The 16,162-nt window shown below is 60.7% G+C and carries 14 protein-coding genes; 5 read left to right on the forward strand and 9 right to left on the reverse strand.

Annotated elements, in window-relative coordinates; genetic code table 11:
• Positions 1-274: 274 nt before the first annotated feature.
• The gene (locus DK870_RS27760) at positions 275-742 is read right to left on the reverse strand and encodes a metallophosphoesterase family protein (protein WP_161550279.1); all 468 of its coding nucleotides are present in this window, start codon (positions 740-742) and stop codon (positions 275-277) included.
• Positions 743-1,138: 396 nt separating this feature from the next.
• On the opposite strand from DK870_RS27760, the gene DK870_RS27765 reads away from it, so the two are divergent.
• A complete protein-coding gene (locus DK870_RS27765; RefSeq protein ID WP_256679938.1) occupies positions 1,139-2,008 on the forward strand; it encodes a hypothetical protein in 870 nt (289 codons plus the stop codon).
• Positions 2,009-2,124: 116 nt separating this feature from the next.
• On the opposite strand, the gene DK870_RS27770 is transcribed toward DK870_RS27765, so the two are convergent.
• Positions 2,125-3,087: a tetratricopeptide repeat protein gene (locus DK870_RS27770; protein ID WP_161550280.1), complete on the reverse strand. Its 963-nt coding sequence runs from the start codon at positions 3,085-3,087 to the stop codon at positions 2,125-2,127.
• Between the two features lie 261 nt (positions 3,088-3,348).
• Positions 3,349-4,422, reverse strand: a complete 1,074-nt coding sequence (locus tag DK870_RS27775; RefSeq protein WP_161550281.1) for an FAD-binding oxidoreductase — start codon at positions 4,420-4,422, stop codon at positions 3,349-3,351.
• Positions 4,423-4,725: 303 nt separating this feature from the next.
• Between DK870_RS27775 and DK870_RS27780 the strand changes: the two genes are divergently transcribed.
• Entirely contained in the window at positions 4,726-5,595 is an 870-nt protein-coding gene (locus DK870_RS27780; RefSeq protein WP_161550282.1) for an AraC family transcriptional regulator, read from the forward strand.
• 405 nt (positions 5,596-6,000) lie between these two features.
• Here DK870_RS27780 and DK870_RS27785 read toward each other — a convergent pair whose 3' ends face one another.
• Positions 6,001-6,927, reverse strand: a complete 927-nt coding sequence (locus tag DK870_RS27785; protein ID WP_161550283.1) for a bifunctional oligoribonuclease/PAP phosphatase NrnA — start codon at positions 6,925-6,927, stop codon at positions 6,001-6,003.
• Between the two features lie 383 nt (positions 6,928-7,310).
• Here DK870_RS27785 and DK870_RS27790 point away from each other — a divergent pair, with 383 nt between their 5' ends.
• Together DK870_RS27790 and DK870_RS27795 are read left to right on the forward strand one after the other, a co-directional pair.
• Complete coding sequence (locus DK870_RS27790; RefSeq protein ID WP_161550284.1) at positions 7,311-8,351, forward strand: alpha/beta fold hydrolase; 1,041 nt, start codon at positions 7,311-7,313, stop codon at positions 8,349-8,351.
• A gap of 101 nt (positions 8,352-8,452) precedes the next feature.
• Positions 8,453-9,514: an SDR family oxidoreductase gene (locus tag DK870_RS27795; RefSeq protein WP_161550285.1), complete on the forward strand. Its 1,062-nt coding sequence runs from the start codon at positions 8,453-8,455 to the stop codon at positions 9,512-9,514.
• A gap of 37 nt (positions 9,515-9,551) precedes the next feature.
• On the opposite strand, the gene DK870_RS27800 is transcribed toward DK870_RS27795, so the two are convergent.
• Entirely contained in the window at positions 9,552-10,769 is a 1,218-nt protein-coding gene (locus DK870_RS27800) for an MFS transporter (protein WP_090370455.1), read from the reverse strand.
• A gap of 122 nt (positions 10,770-10,891) precedes the next feature.
• Here DK870_RS27800 and DK870_RS27805 point away from each other — a divergent pair, with 122 nt between their 5' ends.
• Positions 10,892-11,533, forward strand: a complete 642-nt coding sequence (locus DK870_RS27805; RefSeq protein WP_161550286.1) for a TetR/AcrR family transcriptional regulator — start codon at positions 10,892-10,894, stop codon at positions 11,531-11,533.
• Between the two features lie 47 nt (positions 11,534-11,580).
• Here DK870_RS27805 and DK870_RS27810 read toward each other — a convergent pair whose 3' ends face one another.
• From DK870_RS27810 to DK870_RS27825, 4 genes are all read right to left on the reverse strand, one after another.
• Complete coding sequence (locus tag DK870_RS27810; protein WP_161550287.1) at positions 11,581-13,434, reverse strand: ABC transporter ATP-binding protein; 1,854 nt, start codon at positions 13,432-13,434, stop codon at positions 11,581-11,583.
• Between the two features lie 155 nt (positions 13,435-13,589).
• Complete coding sequence (locus DK870_RS27815) at positions 13,590-14,258, reverse strand: hypothetical protein (RefSeq protein ID WP_060752494.1); 669 nt, start codon at positions 14,256-14,258, stop codon at positions 13,590-13,592.
• A 3-nt stretch (positions 14,259-14,261) separates the two neighbouring features.
• Positions 14,262-15,578: a M48 family metallopeptidase gene (locus DK870_RS27820; RefSeq protein ID WP_178126911.1), complete on the reverse strand. Its 1,317-nt coding sequence runs from the start codon at positions 15,576-15,578 to the stop codon at positions 14,262-14,264.
• 3 nt (positions 15,579-15,581) lie between these two features.
• The gene (locus tag DK870_RS27825) at positions 15,582-16,010 is read right to left on the reverse strand and encodes a hypothetical protein (RefSeq protein WP_161550288.1); all 429 of its coding nucleotides are present in this window, start codon (positions 16,008-16,010) and stop codon (positions 15,582-15,584) included.
• Between the last annotated feature and the right edge of the window lie 152 nt (positions 16,011-16,162).

The raw sequence follows: 16,162 nt of genomic DNA on the forward strand, positions 1-16,162 counted from the left end.
GACGGGATCGTGGCAAGCGCGATGATGCACGCTCGGGTGGGAATTATCGAGTCGTATTGAGTGGCAGCGTCTGGCCGATAGCTGCCAGTCATCCCAGCAGCTTGGGCCAACGCTCACGCCCTCTGAGAAATAAATCTGTCCCCTTTTTCCCCGACCGCTTCGAAACCGGCTGGCGCAATGCGGTTGAACATCGCTTCCAACAAAACGCTGCGGCGGCTGGCGGTGCAGATTATGTGTGGGTTCCTTGTTCTGGGTCGGGGGAACCGTAGCGGTGTCAGCTGGGGGGATCCAGCAGGGAAATCAGGCGCGGATTGATGCTGTCGGGTTGTATCTCGAGAATCGCCAGCGTGACCGGCAATTTGAAACGCCGAGGGCCAGCGCTACCGGGGTTCACGTATAGACGATCGCCGTGCCATTCGATGCGAGGTTTGTGTGAATGGCCGGTGATGATGAGCTTTATGTCTGGATCTAGATCGGCGGGGACGTCGGCGATGTCGTGGACAAGAAGGGTGTGCCAGCCGTTGAGGGTGCAGGTCAGGAGGTCAGGGAGGTCTTTGGCCCATGGGCTGCTGAGATCATTGTTGCCGCGCACGGCGTGGACGGGGGCAATTTTGGCCAATTGGGCGAGGATGTCCGGATTGCCGATGTCGCCGGCGTGGATGATCAAGTCACAGCCTTGGAGCGCGCCGATGGCTTCGGGGCGGAGGAGATTGTGAGTGTCGGAGATTAGAGCGGTTTTCATGGGTCAAATTTCCGTGGACGTTTCGGGTGGGAGTGACTGTTTTCGACCCAAAGCTGCACTACGCGCACTGCACAAGGCGGTCGCGCCCCTTCCGGGTCAAGCTATCCGCATCTTTTCAGCAGCGGATAGGCATCGGCAAACTTCATAGCCGCCCCACCAAACGTTTCAACGTTGTCCTCGCCTTAAGGTGGCCTGGTCGCTGACAACTCAGGTTGGGCGTATTGCTGATGGATAAGTTGATGACGCACGAGGCGGCTATCAGCTAGACGCTTTACCCACAAAAGGTCGCCGAGTCGTCTCAGACTATGCAAAAACCCGGCGACCTCTTGCATATATAGCCGGCGCAGGATCTTCTACAGGCTGTCCCCGTTTCGACCTCAAGAGCATGATGGGTCCATGAGAGATACCCCCTACACACTGTTCATGCGCTTTCAGACGCCCGACCCTGGCATTGCCCCACGCGAACAGGCGCCGATGCTCGCCCAGGAGCAAGCCTGGGCGCGGGAGCACGCATGCAGGCACCGTTTCAGCTGGATCGAAGTGTTGGTGCCGCCGCTGTGCTTTGGCCCTGTACTGCCGGGTATCGCGTTTTTACTGGGCCTGTTGCTCTATCGCTCGTTATTCGCCCCCGGCCTGGATATTGACCGGATCGTCGGAGCCTCCTTTGGCTGGCTTGCCCTCGCCACGCTGCTCTTCATGGCGGGCTGGGGGTTACACAACTTCTTGCGCGATGCCCGCGACCCGACCAAACGCTACTGGCGGTCCATGCCGGAGCAAGGGTTGGTCGAGCTTGAGCACCATGGCCTGGTATCCGGCACCAGCCTGTGGTCCTCCGATTATGATCCGGACTGCAACACCCTCATGCAATGGGCAAAAGGCAAGCTTGAATGCGTGCAACACAGCGGTGTGACGCAATGGGTCCTGGCCAAGACGACTGCGGGCCACTGGCTGGTGCTCAAGGAGGAATATCCAGGCAACTTCAGCTATGGACGGGTTGGCAAAATGCCCACCCCGGACAAGCACATGCAGCCCTGCCAGGCACTGACGTTCGCCTTTGCCCCCGGCACCCACCTCTGTCTCGGCAGGCGTTTCAGCGGTGCGCCGATGCCATTGGTCGACACGCCGTATTGGGTGTCTGCAGATGAACTCAAGCGCCTTGTCGAGGTAGCCCATCACTGGGCCTTTTTACCCCCGGACCGTTACGCCGTGGTCAATGACCAGGATGCCGAGTGGGTGCAACGGCTGGCGGACAAGGCGCAAGCCTAGGAACTAGGGTCAGACCACCATTATCGGAAGCGTGGTCTGACCCCAATCCCCCCGAAGTTTGGACCGTTCGGGAGCCGGCTTGCCAGTGATGAGGTCAGCAATGGCAACACAAGGCTTCAACCAGCGGTTGGCCTTAATACGATAGGCACCTGGATGGGCGGAATGTCCTCGCCCGCCCGCACTAGGTAGCGATCCTGCATGGGTAGGCCGTCCACTGCCGACACCACAAGACTGTCGATAACCGGATCGCCGCAGCTCTTGACCAGATAGGCCTTGGAACGGGGCTGCCCAGCCGTGAACCGGTAAAGCACGGTGACCGTGAAGGTTTGACCGGATGCCTTAACATGCTGAAACACCGTAGACATCAACAAGCGGTTGCGCTGCTCGCGTACAAATCGTTCGGTCCACAACCGGTTGTACTTCTGCACTTGCCCGGCGTCGAGTTCGAGCCCTTGCGCCAACAGTGGCTGTATCGCCTGCCAAGCTTTGTCGCCATACTTCTGCGTCGCGTCAATGTAAAGCTTCAAGGCCCCGGGCACATCGTGCGCACCGCCCTGTCCGTGCTCCATCATCTCACCCAGTGCCACCGCACCAGCTCGTCCCCCCAGTCGGTAGTAATCACGGGCTTTAATCCAATCAGCGGGCTCGCCCACCCCGTCGCGCGCCATGCGCCCGAGTTCGACATAGGCGTAAGGGTCATCCTTTGCCGCTTCGAGATACAGACCGCGGGCCATACCGATGTTCTGAGTGACGCCGTTGCCGCTCTCGTAAAACGTGCCGAGCACATGCCGGCACGTCGCATTACCAGCATCGCTGCTTCCCTTGACCATCACCATACTAGCGGGTGCAACATCCCTGCTGTAAATGGCTTCACGGCAGGCCTTGCTCTGGTTGTCGTCCCGCGTGTAATCGAAGGTGCCAAGCGGCTCGTAACGGTTGCGCTGTTCTTCGAGGTAGCGATCCATCGGAGTCTGCCGTGCCGCCTTGATGTAGTCGGCGGTGCTCTTGCCCATGTCGTTGAGGCTCTGGCAACCGGCCAGGGCGAACATCAGGCCAATCGATGCGAGGTTTCGGGTCATGCTTTACCTGTTTCCATACATGCACGGCGGTAGCTCGTGCGGGTGATCCATAGGTAGCTTGGCGAACGCGTTAGCGCAGTAGATACATGGGGCGGATCCTACCTGTCGCACGTGAAGCCCGCAAATATTGAGCACTAGCGAATGAGTGACGGTGGACTCCAGAGTTGTTCACACAAGAAGTAACGAGCCGCCCGACTAATGGGTGGTCAAGGAGCCGCTTTTGGCTGCTTCTGGCCGATAGATATGTAACAGGAGCAGCCACTAAGCTTGGAAAAATCTATCGGGCCGGCATGGGTAAAGGGCACTGGACGCCACGCCGTCAATGATTTCCTCGCTGGCAAGGCGCCCGACTATCGCCGCCAAAGTAATTCCGGGGTGCATTGCGCAAACATACGCGCCGACCACCTTGGGTAGATAACCGATAATGGGGATACCATCGGCAGGTATGGGTCTGAGTCCGACACAAGCGCTCTCCACATCTATTGAATTGACCCCATGGAGTTCGTCCCGGATTGTCTTGGCAGTTCGAAGTGCGATCGCTAACGGTTGGTTCTCCATGGCTTCGTCCAGGTAATCTTCTGCCGCCAGCAACGCACCGTCCGAGCTTTGCCTCACTTCCATTTCGGGGCTGGAGATCAGGGTGTGCACGAGGTTGGGTTGTGGTTTGTAGCGGATGAAAATGGCAGGCGAGGCCTTTATGGGTAGGGACACCTCAAGCATGTCTGTCAGCTTCGTTATGCCTGTCCCGGCTGCTAATACGACGATATCGGCATCGATGCTGCCTATTGTTGTTTCAACCCCGGACACCTTTGCACCCTGCGTTACAAATCCGAGAACTCGCGTCTGAGTAAGAATCTTCGCCCCATATGCCTCGGCGCCCGCGATTAACGCATGCGTAGCTGCCACTGCGTCGAGCGCCCCTTCTTGCGCCACAAACAAAGCAGCCTCCGGAGGATTCTTAAGATTTGGCTCAAGGTCGAGAATCTGTGATCGAGAGACCCAGTGATCCGATGCCTGCTTACCCGAAGCCGACAGCGCCGCATTCGGCATCACGCTGTATGACAAGGCGCCTGTCCATCGTATTTCCATGCCAGGCAACTGTGTTTCGAGTCGGCGGTACTCTTTGATGGCAGAAGCGCGCAGTTGCGCAATTGGGTCAGGTTCGGGATGTGTGGTATTGATCCAGGCGAATGAACTCCCAGTTACCCCAGACGCTATGCCTTGCGCCTCGACCAAGATGACATTCGCACCTTTACCAGCCAGGTGATACGCAAGTGACGCGCCTACGATGCCTGCACCAATGACAACGACTCGTTTTCCATGACCATTTCCCATATCAACCTCCGTTTTGTCGACATGCCGATGGTACGACAGCTGGGTACTTTTTGAATGTCCGCTGCTGGCCGACTTCTTCCCGTAAAAAAAGCCAAAATAAATTCGCCCCCCTTTTCGATTAGAAGCGCAGGTTTGCTTCGCCCACTGTTGCCTGATGTGATTTAAGCTGTGAAAAAGCCCGCTTTGGCGGGCTTTCTGGTTTTTGGTGAGCAGCCCAATCGCACCTTGAGCAAACCCGGCTAGGCACGCCCCCCTCGCTGTAGGCGACTCTATCGCCGACCGCCCCTCCAGGAGTTTCTTCCAGTGTCCGAAACGCCCAGCCACCTCGCCTACACCAAACGTTTCAACGTCGTCCTCGCCTATATCGAAGCCAATCTCGAAGGTGACCTGTCGGTGAATACGTTGAGCCAGGTGGCGAACTTTTCGGCGTTTCACTTCCATCGACAGTTCACTGCGTTTGTCGGCGTGCCGGTATCACGGTATGTGCAGCTGATGCGTCTGCGTCGTGCGGCCCATAGCTTGGCGGGCCTTGCCGAGTATTCGGTGCTGGATGCCGCGCTCGGTGCCGGTTTTGAAAGCCCGGAGGCGTTCAGCCGGGCGTTTCGGCGGGCGTTCGGTATGGCGCCGAGTGCGTTCAGGAAGGCGCCGAACTGGCAGACCTGGAATGCGGTGTTCGCCATCCCTCACTTTTCCAGGACGATCATCATGCAACTACGCATCGTAGTGTTCACTGAAACCCAGGTCGCCGCGCTTGAGCATCGCGGGCCCGCCGGGCTTGTCAATCAGACGACCAGCCGGTTTATCGAATGGCGCAAGCACAGCGGCCAGTCGCCGGTGGCGTCGAGCCGCACGTTTGGCATTCCCTATAACAACCCCGATACCACCCCGCCGGAGGAATTTCGTTTTGTCATCTGTGGCGAGATTGACGAGGCTGTGGCGCCGAATGCGTTTGGCGTGCATGAGCGCGTCATTCCGGGTGGGCGATGCGTGGTGGTGCGGCATGTGGGGTCGCCGGATCATATCGGCGAAACGATCTATCCGATTTATCGCGATTGGTTGCCTGCCAGTGGCGAGGAGCTTCGCGACCATCCCCTGTTCTTCCATTACCTGAGCGTTTACCCCGAGACGCCGCAGGATCAGTGGCAGACCGATGTGTATGTCCCGCTGAAATAGCGTCCGAAAAGGGGACGGATTTACTTCTGAAGGATTCCCGCCCCCTTTTCGCTCAAGCCCAGTTAGAAGCCTCGGCGCCTTGCTCCATTGCCTACAGTTGCGTCTGAATCCGCCGGCTTGTGCGCTTGAGTGGGCGTCTCTAAGGTGGCCTGGTCACTGACAACTCAGTGATCGAGTTTAGTAGCCCGCGTGACAACATGAAGTGCATGAGCCTCATCGATCAGATGTTCTTGTCTGTACTTGATGGTGGCTGTGCGCAGGGCGCCCTCGGGCGCGCCGGCTTTGTGTGTTTCCCCGGTCTACTAACCTGCGTACAGCTGCCACCCTCTCGTTTAGTAGCGAAAAGGTGTTGGCCCTCTCCATTATGAGGCGGCCGGCTTTTGCATGATGCGGGCTTTGGCGACGCTACCCGTTTTTAATGCAGATGCGGGCCAACCCCAGCTTCAACAGTTCCTTACGTAGCAGCGCGTGTTCAAGCACAGCCATTCCGGCCTGCCATTCGATCGACAGCAAATCGCTCAACTTTTGTTGGCTGACCAAGGGCTCAGCCAGAAAGTAGCTTTTGCACTCGCGGATGCTGATGACGTTTAACAGCCAGTCTCCACCCTGCGCCGTCAGCCAGTGACCGATCGTTGAACGATGCGTTCGGATGAGCGCACTGGCATCCCACACCGCCATCTGCGCGAAAACCTGCGGCAGGTTGCTATCGGCTTTCAGCCGCTTCAAATCACCAGCCAACGCGCCAATCAGGTCTGACTCGATAGTGGCTTGACACTCGGAGAAATATCGCTCGGGCCAGTCGGCTTCCAGTTTCGCCCGGCATGCGAGGACTTCATAAGCCCGGATATCCGATGGGGTGGTCAACTGCCCTGTAAAATTCAGGGTATTGTCCAGAATTGCCGTGGCCAGCAACGCAGCACTTTTTTCGCTGATCAGCGGCAACAGCCCTGCCGCTTCCCAACGCTGAAAAATCAGAGTCGCCGCTGCACCGATCGGCAGGATGTCTGCCGCAGATCCGAGCTTCTGCGCCCAATGGTTTTCAAAGCCTGGGTGATGGTCAATGACTTCCACCACCTGTTCAAGAACCACCAACGGATCGAAATGGTGGTAGTCGGAGACATCCACCAACACGAACTCATCACCCGCTCCCGGCAGATAATCGTCCAGAGATGATTGCCATCCGAGCACGGTTCTGGAGATGCTGACATTGAGCGGGGCGCTACTGACGGCCCGAGCATCAACACCTTGGTGATTCAACAGCTCGGCGTACGCAATGCAACAGGCATACGCGTCGATGTCCAGGTACGCCGAACCCGAGGTCACCACTCTCATGACACGTGGGTCACAGCGTGAGCTGCCGAGACGTTCGAAGACAGCTTCAGCGCATGGGCGATACCCTCCGGAATCCGCGCTTGCAGCGTACGTTCAAACGCTTCCCGGCTTTTCTGACAACACACCGACATCGGCCTTCCTTAAAATCAATTTTACATAATTAAAACATGTACTTAGATTGGTTTAGCACACTGCTACGTCCTCTTTCCGCGGAAAAAATCGCATTTTTTCATTGCAAAAATATGACGAAATCTAGACCGCCAGCCCGAGCGCGCGCTCAGCCAGGGCTACTACGGGTATGGATGAAAAACGGCGCGCAGCTCATGGCACTGAACGGGGAATTCAGGTCATGATGCCCCCCCGAATCAAGGACGATAACCACAATGAAAACCGCCCTGCACGCCCTGCTCCTGCTGTGCCTGACCGCCCCCGCCTTCGCCGCCGAAAACCCCGTCGGTTTCAACACCGTCACCCTGCCCGACGCACAAAACAACCGGCCACTCGAACTGGCCGTCTGGTACCCCGCCACCACCACGGCCACCCCCACGCTGATCGCCGACAACGCGGTGTTCATCGGTGCCCTCGCCGTGCCTGACGCCCCGCCGGCGGCCGGTGAACATCCGTTGGTGGTGCTCTCCCATGGTTATGGCGGTAATTGGGGCAATCAGGTGTGGCTGGCCAGTGCGCTGGCGCATCAGGGGTACATCGTCGCGGCGGTCAACCACCCGGGCACCACCTCCAAGGATCGCAACCCACACACCGCTGCGCAGTTGTGGTTACGCCCGACCGACCTGAGCCGCGCGATTGATGCGGTGCTGGCTCAGCCGAAGGCATTTGGCGCGGTCGCGGCTGGCCAGATTGCTGCCGTGGGCCATTCCCTTGGCGGCTGGACCGTGCTGGAAACCGCCGGAGCACGCTTCGATCCCGACCTGTTCAGCCGTGACTGCGGCGTCCACCCCAAGCTCGGCGGCTGCATCGGCTATCAGGCGATGAACCCCGCCGACACGCCAGCCGGCAAGGCTCGGTTGGCCGCCGATTTGAGCGACAAACGCGTCAGCGCCATAGTGTCCTTGGACCTGGGCCTGTCACGCGGCTTCTCCGACGTGAGCCTGGCGACGCTGCCGGTACCGGCGCTGGTGATTGCAGGGGGCGTGCCTTCAGAGGATATGGACCCGCAGCTGGAGTCCGCCGCCCTGGTAAAGCGCCTGCCTGAAGCAACCACGACCTATGTGCAGATCGCCGATGCCACCCACTTCAGCTTTATGTCGATCTGCAAGCCGGGCGGCATGGCGTTGATTGAGGAGAGCTCGCCGGGCGACGGCATGATTTGCCGCGATGGTGAAGAGGCTCGGCCGAGGGCGGTGATTCAACAACAGGTGGTGGGGCTGATCAGCGATTTTTTACGCCAATCGTTTCGAACTTGAAGCCGGTATCGACCTTTAAGCACCTAGGACGAGACTGGCGGATAAGGTTGAACCTCTCCCACACGTAGAGGCTCAGAACCCTACATCTTCGGGAGAATTTTATGACCAAGACTGCATTAGTCGTCGGGGCCAGCGGTATCGTTGGCAGCGCCATCACCCAGTTACTGCTCGACCAACAGTGGCAGGTCGCCGCGCTGTCCCGCCACCCCTCGCAAGTACCCGGCGTGATTCCGGTGGCCGCCGACTTGCAGGACCCTGCATCGCTGCAACAGGCCCTGGCCGATTTGAAACCCACCCATGTGTTCATCACCACCTGGTCACGCCAGGCTACCGAAGCCGAGAACATCCGTGTCAACGCGGCCATGGTGCGCAACGTGCTGAACGCCGTGCGCCCCGCCGCAAGCGTGCAGCATGTGGCGTTGGTCACCGGCTTGAAGCATTACCTCGGGCCGTTCGAAAACTACGGCAAGGGCAGCCTGCCGCAAACGCCGTTCCGCGAAGAACAAGGCCGCCTGGACGTGGAGAACTTCTACTACGCCCAGGAAGACGAAGTGTTCGCCGCCGCAAAAAAGGACGGTTTCACCTGGAGCGTGCATCGCCCCCATACCGTCACCGGCGTGGCGGTGGGCAAGGCCATGAACATGGCAACCACCCTCGCCGTCTATGCCAGTGTCTGCAAACACACCGCACGCCCGTTTGTATTCCCCGGTTCCCGCGTGCAATGGGACAGCCTCACCGACATGACCGATGCGCGCCAGTTGGCCCAGCAGCAGCTATGGGCGGCCACCACGCCGGCGGCGGCCAACCAGGCGTTCAACATCACTAATGGCGATGTGTTCCGCTGGAAATGGATGTGGGCGCAGATCGCCGATTATTTTGGCCTTGTACCCGCAGCGTTCCCGGCCAAACCCTCGCCGCTTGAGAGCCAGATGGCCGATGATCAGGCGGCCTGGAGCGAGATCGCAGCCAAACACGGGTTGAAGGAAACCGACATCAGCCGCCTGGTCTCGCCCTGGCACACCGATGCCGACCTGGGGCGCCCGATCGAGGTGGTCACCGATATGTCCAAGAGCCGGAAGATGGGCTTTACCGCCTACCAGGCCAGCGACCAGGCGTTTTTTGAGGTATTCGATCAGTTGCGTGAAGCGCGGTTGATCCCTTGAAGAAACAGGCCGCCATTCACCGGCGGCCGCTTTTCTCTTAATGGCCGGCCACGGCTGGCTTGCCTGCGCTACGCGCCCCCGGCTTGAAGCCATGGGCGTGCGCCGCCACGGTAATCAGGAGCGCAACGCCGATCAATGCCAGCATCGCCCACGGAAACGCCGCCACACCCCAGGTGTCCAGCAACACGCCCCCCACCACGCCGCTGCCGGCAATCGCGCTGTTCCACGCCACCACGTTGAGTGACAACGCCACGTCCGCGCCATCGCCCGCCGCATCCGCCAGGGCGGTTTGCAGCAAGGTCGCGGCGCCGCCAAAGCTCAAGCCCCATACCGCTACGCCGAGGTAGATTACCTGCGGCACATTTCCCAGCAAACCGAACACCACACTGATGAGCGCAAAGCTTGCCAGGCTGACCAACACGGTCTTGCGCAGTAACGGTTCAACCAATTTAGCCGTGATCCAAATCCCCACCAGCGCGGCAATCCCGAATACCAACAGCACCAGGTCGACACGCTCCGCCAACCCCGCCGGCGCCACGAACGGCGCGATATAGGTGTACAGAATGTTGTGTGCCAGCATCCAGCTGATCACCACCGCCAACACCGGGCGCACGCCCGGCGTAGTCAGCACCTTGCGCAGGGACACGCGTTGGTGAGCGGGCTGCGGCGCGTAGTCCGGGACTTTCACCAGTACCCAGGCGATCAGCCCCAGGCTCAGCGCCGACATCAGGCCGAACGTGGTACGCCAGCCCACCAGTCCACCGAGCCAGGTGCCCAAAGGCACCCCCAACGACAGCGCAATCGGCGTGCCGACCATCGCCAACGCAAGTGCCTTGCCCTGTTGGTGGGGCGCAACCATACGCCGCGCGTAACCGGCCAACAGGCTCCAGGCCAACCCCGCCGCCACCCCGGCAAAAAAACGAGCTACCAGCGTTACGCCATAGTGGGACGACAGTGCGGTGATCGAGTTGAATAGCAGGAAACCGACGATGGTCAGCAGCAGCACATTGCGCCGACGCCAGCCACGGGTGGCAATCGTCATGGGAATCACCGCCAGCACCGAACCCAGTGCATAGGCGGTGACCATCTGCCCAGCCATTGATGGCGAGATCGCCAGGCCATCGCTGATCAACGGCAGCAGGCCGGCAGGCAGGGTTTCGGTGACGATGCAGATGAAGCCGGTCATGGCCAGGGCGAGCAAGGCGCCGATAGGCAAGCGCTCGGATGCGGCCGATACGGTGAGTGAGGCGGTCACGGGAAACTCCTTTGGCAAGACTTATATACTGATCGATATAAATATTGCAGGCGACCGGTGCGCGTTGTCAATGACTTATGTATCGACTAGTATTTATCTCACCTTGCCACCGGAGACCTGACATGGCACAAATGGGCCGCCCCCGCACCTTCGACCGTGAGCACGCCGTGGAACAGGCTTTGCACCTGTTCTGGCAACACGGCTACGACGCCACGTCTCTGGCCCAGCTCAAGGCCGGCCTGGGCGGCGGAATCTCCGCGCCGAGTTTCTATGCCGCGTTCGGTTCCAAGGAGGCGTTGTTCGAGGAGTGCGTGCAGCGCTATCTGACAACCTACGCCCAAGTCACCGAATGCCTGTGGGACGAAAGTCTGCCACCGCGCCAGGCCGTCGAGACTGCGCTGCGCCAGTCAGTCCGCATGCAGTGCGAAGAGGGACACCCCAAGGGCTGCATGGTCGCGCTGGGCGTGATGAGTGCGCCAAGCCCGGAAAATGCGCGGGTGGCGGATGCGCTGACCCAGTCGCGCCTGCGCACACGGGCAGGGATTGTCGCGTGTGTGGAGCGCGCAGTGCGTAGCGGCCAGTTGCCGCAACATACTCAGCCTGCGGTGATGGCGAGTGTGTTTGACAGCTTCTTGCAGGGGGTTTCAATCCTCGCGCGGGACAACGTACCCCACGCCACACTCGACGCCGCGATCAGCCAACTCTTGATGACCTGGGACGTCGCCGCGTCCATCGCCGCCCCTGTGGGTAAAGCTTCGGGCTGACAATTTCAAGCAGCGCGCAAAAAATTTCACGGCGGCCAATACCCCTCTTATTCCACCCCCTCGACCACGCCTTGATCCTCCCCCAAAAAGCCCCCGCTCTGGTGATGCCAGAGCCGCGCATAGGTGCCATTTTTTTCCAGCAATTGGGTATGCGTGCCCTGCTCGATGATGCGTCCGTTGTCCATGACGATAAGCCTGTCCATGGCCGCAATCGTCGACAACCGATGGGCAATGGCAATCACCGTCTTGCCTTGCATCATTTCATCGAGGCTTTCCTGGATGGCGACTTCGACTTCCGAGTCCAGTGCGCTGGTGGCTTCGTCCAGCAGCAGGATCGGCGCGTTTTTGAGCATGACCCGGGCAATGGCGATACGTTGACGCTGGCCGCCCGAGAGTTTGATGCCCCGCTCGCCCACCAGCGTGTCGTAGCCGGAGTGGCCCTGTTTGTCGCTGAGCTGGCTGATGAACTCATCGGCCTGGGCGCTGGCTGCGGCACTGCGAATCTGCGCGTCGGTCGCGTCGGGGCGGCCATAGGCGATGTTGTCGCGGATCGAGCGGTGCAACAGGGACGTGTCCTGAGTGACCATGCCGATCACGCTGCGCAGGCTTTCCTGTGTGACATGAGCAATGTTTTGCCCATCGATGCGAATCGCGCCCTTGTCCACGTCATAGAAACGCAACAGCAGGTTGATAAGCGTCGATTTACCGGCGCCGGAGCGCCCCACCAGCCCGATCTTTTCGCCGGGGCGGATGGTCAGGTTCAGGCCATCGAGCACCTGGCGTTCGCCGTTGTAATTGAAGCTCACATTGTCGAAGGTCACCTCACCGGCTGTGCTGATGAGCGCGGGAGCGTCGGGCAGATCCTGCACCTTGGGGCCGCGGGTCAGGGTTTGCATGCCGTCCTGCACGGTGCCGATGTTCTCGAACAGCGCGGTCATCTGCCACATGATCCAGTGAGACATGCCGTTGATGCGCAATGCCATGGCGGTAATGGCCGCCACGGCGCCAGTGCCGACTTCACCCTGGTGCCACAACCACAGCGCATACCCACCGGCCCCCATGATCAACCCGACCACCAGGGCCTGGTTGACGATCTCGAACTGGCTGACCAGGCGCATCTGGCGAAAACCGGTCTGCTTGAAATCCTCCATCGCCGCGCGCGCAAAATGCGCTTCGCGCTTGGAGTGAGAGAACAGCTTCACGGTGGTGATGTTGGTGTAGGCGTCCGAAATCCTTCCGGTCATGGACGAGCGCGCATCGGCCTGTTCTTGCCCGACTTTGCCAAGGCGCGGCACGAAGTACGCCATGGCCAGGCCGAACAACACCAGCCAGGCAATGAAAGGCAGCATCAACTTAGGGTCGAAGCCGGCGGCCAGCGCAATGATCGCGATGAAGTACACACCAATACCGGGCGCGATTTCGATCAGGGTGAACAGCACCTCGCGCACCGACAGCGCGGTTTGCATCACCTTGGTGGTGACGCGGCCGGAGAACTCATCGGAGAAGAAAGACAGGCTCTGGCGCAGCATCAACCGGTGAAAATCCCAGCGCAGCCGCAGCGGCAGATTGATCGCCAAGACTTGGTGCTGCACCATCGTGCGCAAGGCCACCAAGCCGATGCTGGTCAGCAATACGATAGCGATACCCCACACCACGCGGCTCTCCTGCCCCGCCGCCTCGCCGCCGGCCTGCCAGGTCGAGAGCAGGTCCACAACCTGACCGAGAAACGAAAACAGCCAGGCCTCGTAAATCGACACACCGGCACTGAGCAGCGCAAGCGCGAGGACATAACCGCGTGCACCGCGCGTGCAGGCCCACAGGAACCGCGCAAGGCCTTCCGGCGGCGGCGGTACCTCGTCAGGCGGGAAAGGGTCGAGACGTTGTTCAAAGGTGCGCAGCATGAAACTCTCCAAAAACGTTCCAGCAGTGATTCTGGCATTTAAAGGAGACTTTGCGGGGTTTGCATCTGTTCCGCAGAAATAGCGCAATGGCAGGTTTGAGCCCCGAGCGGATGCGCATGCGCTCAGGGCAACCCCTCCCCAGCTGCTTCAACCGCTCAGGAATCGTGCCGGGTGCCCTGGCGCAAGGCATCCAGCTGTTGTTGGGCGTGGGCAGCCTGGCAATACGCGTTGAGGATCTCGGCGATCTGGTCGCACTCCAGGGTGCGGCCGTCATGCATCAGGCCAGCGGATTGAATGAGGATATGCGGCTGGGGCTTCTTCAGGGCCAGCGCCTGGTTGCCGAACAGCTGTCGCGCGGAACGGTGCACAGGCAGGGGCGCCTCCGCGCGCAACAGCAGTTTCTGCACGGTCAGCCAGCCTGGCTCACTGACCTCGAGATCGACGATGTCGGCCAGCTCGATCGGCGCGCTCAGGGTGTCGACAAACAGCTGGCGGCGGGTCAGGCGCATAAAGACGTGTTGCCCGGCGTTGCGGTGCTGCCAGGTAAGTAGCACGAACACCACCGCCATCACCGCAGCACACACGGCCAGGCCGGAGGAGCCCCGATGCAGGGCGAACCCCAGCAAGCCCAGCGCAATCAGCAAAAACAGCGGGCCGCACAGCTTGTAGCGGCGCGAGTTGGTGAATTCGGTCTGCTCGGGTACACGCTGGATGACCTGCTCCAGTTCGGCTATCGCACGCTCGCGCTGAGCCTCGCGAGAGTCGGCATAGTCCTGGCTGAGTGCGCTGGCAAGGTCCGACAGAGGGTCGCGGGGTTGGGTCATTGATCATTCTCCTTGAGGGTTTGTTATACGGGTGAGTTCACTGAACCAATGGCGGTCGTGTTCGGTGGGCACCCGGGTGGCCTGGGCCAGCAGCGCGTCATCCAGCACCACGTCCAGTTGCTGCACGCGCAATACCGTTGGCGGGTGCGTATCAAAGGGGTGTGCAATGGCGTGGTCCAGCACCGCGTCGTTCAAGCGCAACGGGGTATGGCGCAGGTGGTGGGCCAGGGCCTGGATCAGGTTGGGGTGGTGTTCGGCGAGCAGCCGGTTGATTTCAGCGTCCAGCGCAATCACGCGCAGCAGCGCCTGGCAGAACAGCCGCTCACCAGCGATGTTGCCGCCGACTCGATCCGCGACCAGTTCCTGAGCACGGCCCCAGTGATGCACCGCCAGGTGCCAGTGGTGCAGGAAACGCTGCGTCATCCAGAGCGCCGGGCGCTCGATCCACGCAGGGTCGGCCGCCTCAGCACTGAGAGAGGAAAAGTGCCGGCACATCAGGCTGAACTGCGCGCCGATTGCGCTGCCGCGCTCGGTGTCGCGACTGCTGAAATGGCCCAGCTCATGACCGATGATCGACGCCGTCTCGGCCTGGCTCAGGGTCGAAAGGTAGGTCAATGGCAGGTAAAGGGTACGCCCTGTGAGCCGTTCGCCCGCCGGTTGCAGCGCCACATCGACGCTGGTCACGAAAAACGATTGGTCGATGCCCACCACGATATGGTCGGGCACCGGCGCGCCGGCGGCATGCGCCAGTTGCGCAATCCACGCCCATAACGCCGGGGCCTTGTCGCGCCCCAGGGTTTGCCCCAGAAATGCCGAGGACGGGCGCTCCAGCACGTGCCATTGCTGGCGCAGCCGCTTGATCAGCAGGCACCCCGCCCACAGCACGCCAAGCACCGGCACCGCCACCAGCAGCATGAACCAGCCGCCAGCCTTGAAATGGCTCCAGCCCCAGCTCAGTTCATACGCCAGGCTCAGCGCCAGCGCGCCGACCAGCAGCGCGGTGTAGGCCACCAGCCAATGCCCCAGGGCACGCCAGCAGAGGAGCAGGCGGTCGTAGAGAAAGTCCCTGGATTGCCGCGCGCGCCAGGCGTCCAGCCGCAGCTTGAGCCACGTCGCGGGCCCCGCCACCAGCGCGGCAAGGGCCAGCCAGTACGCCAGCGCCGCCAGGGCCTGACGTACACGGATCCAGACGGGGTCGATGACCTGCGCCTCTCGCAGCACCTCATCGGCGCGCCAGCCCTGCACACTGGCCCAGCCCATCAGCGCCAGCGGTAACAACAGCAGCATCAGCGCCCATGACCCGCGTCCGACTCGGCCCATGGCTCAGTTGGCCTGCAGATAATCGGTCAGGAACGCCTGCGCATTGCCTTGGCTGGACAACGACTCGTCATAGCCGACGCTCAGCGCTTGGGCTTCGCCGGGCAAGTACAGCTCGCCCCAGCTTTGTTGCAGCACCAGCACCACGAATTTCTGGCCGTCCACGCGGGTGGAGTAGCGGGTGTCCTTGGCGGTCTTCTCCACGGTCATTTTCTGGATCTTCAGGTTCCAGTCGTGATCCACGCCCTCCACCTGCACCAGCGCCTGGTTGTCACTGCGCGCACCGATGCGCAGGGTCCAGACCTTCACACCGCCCGCGCCGGCATAGGCCAGCACTTTTTCCGCGACTTCCGGGCGATTGTCAGCGTGGGCAAGCCCCGCCATCACGGCCAGCACCAGGCCCAGCAGGGCCGCCCACTTGCGATAAATCAACATATCCGCTTCCTCAAAGTTTCAAAGCCGATCATTGAAATCAACACGCGGGGGTCTGCCAAGCGGTCCGGCCGCTGCGCACAACAATAAGGCCGTGGCTCACAACAACTGATCCGGTTGCCCGATGTCGGTATCATGCAACGCTGCCAACCAGC

The sequence above is a fragment of the Pseudomonas sp. Q1 genome (assembly GCF_009935975.1).
Classification (GTDB): domain Bacteria; phylum Pseudomonadota; class Gammaproteobacteria; order Pseudomonadales; family Pseudomonadaceae; genus Aquipseudomonas; species Aquipseudomonas palleroniana.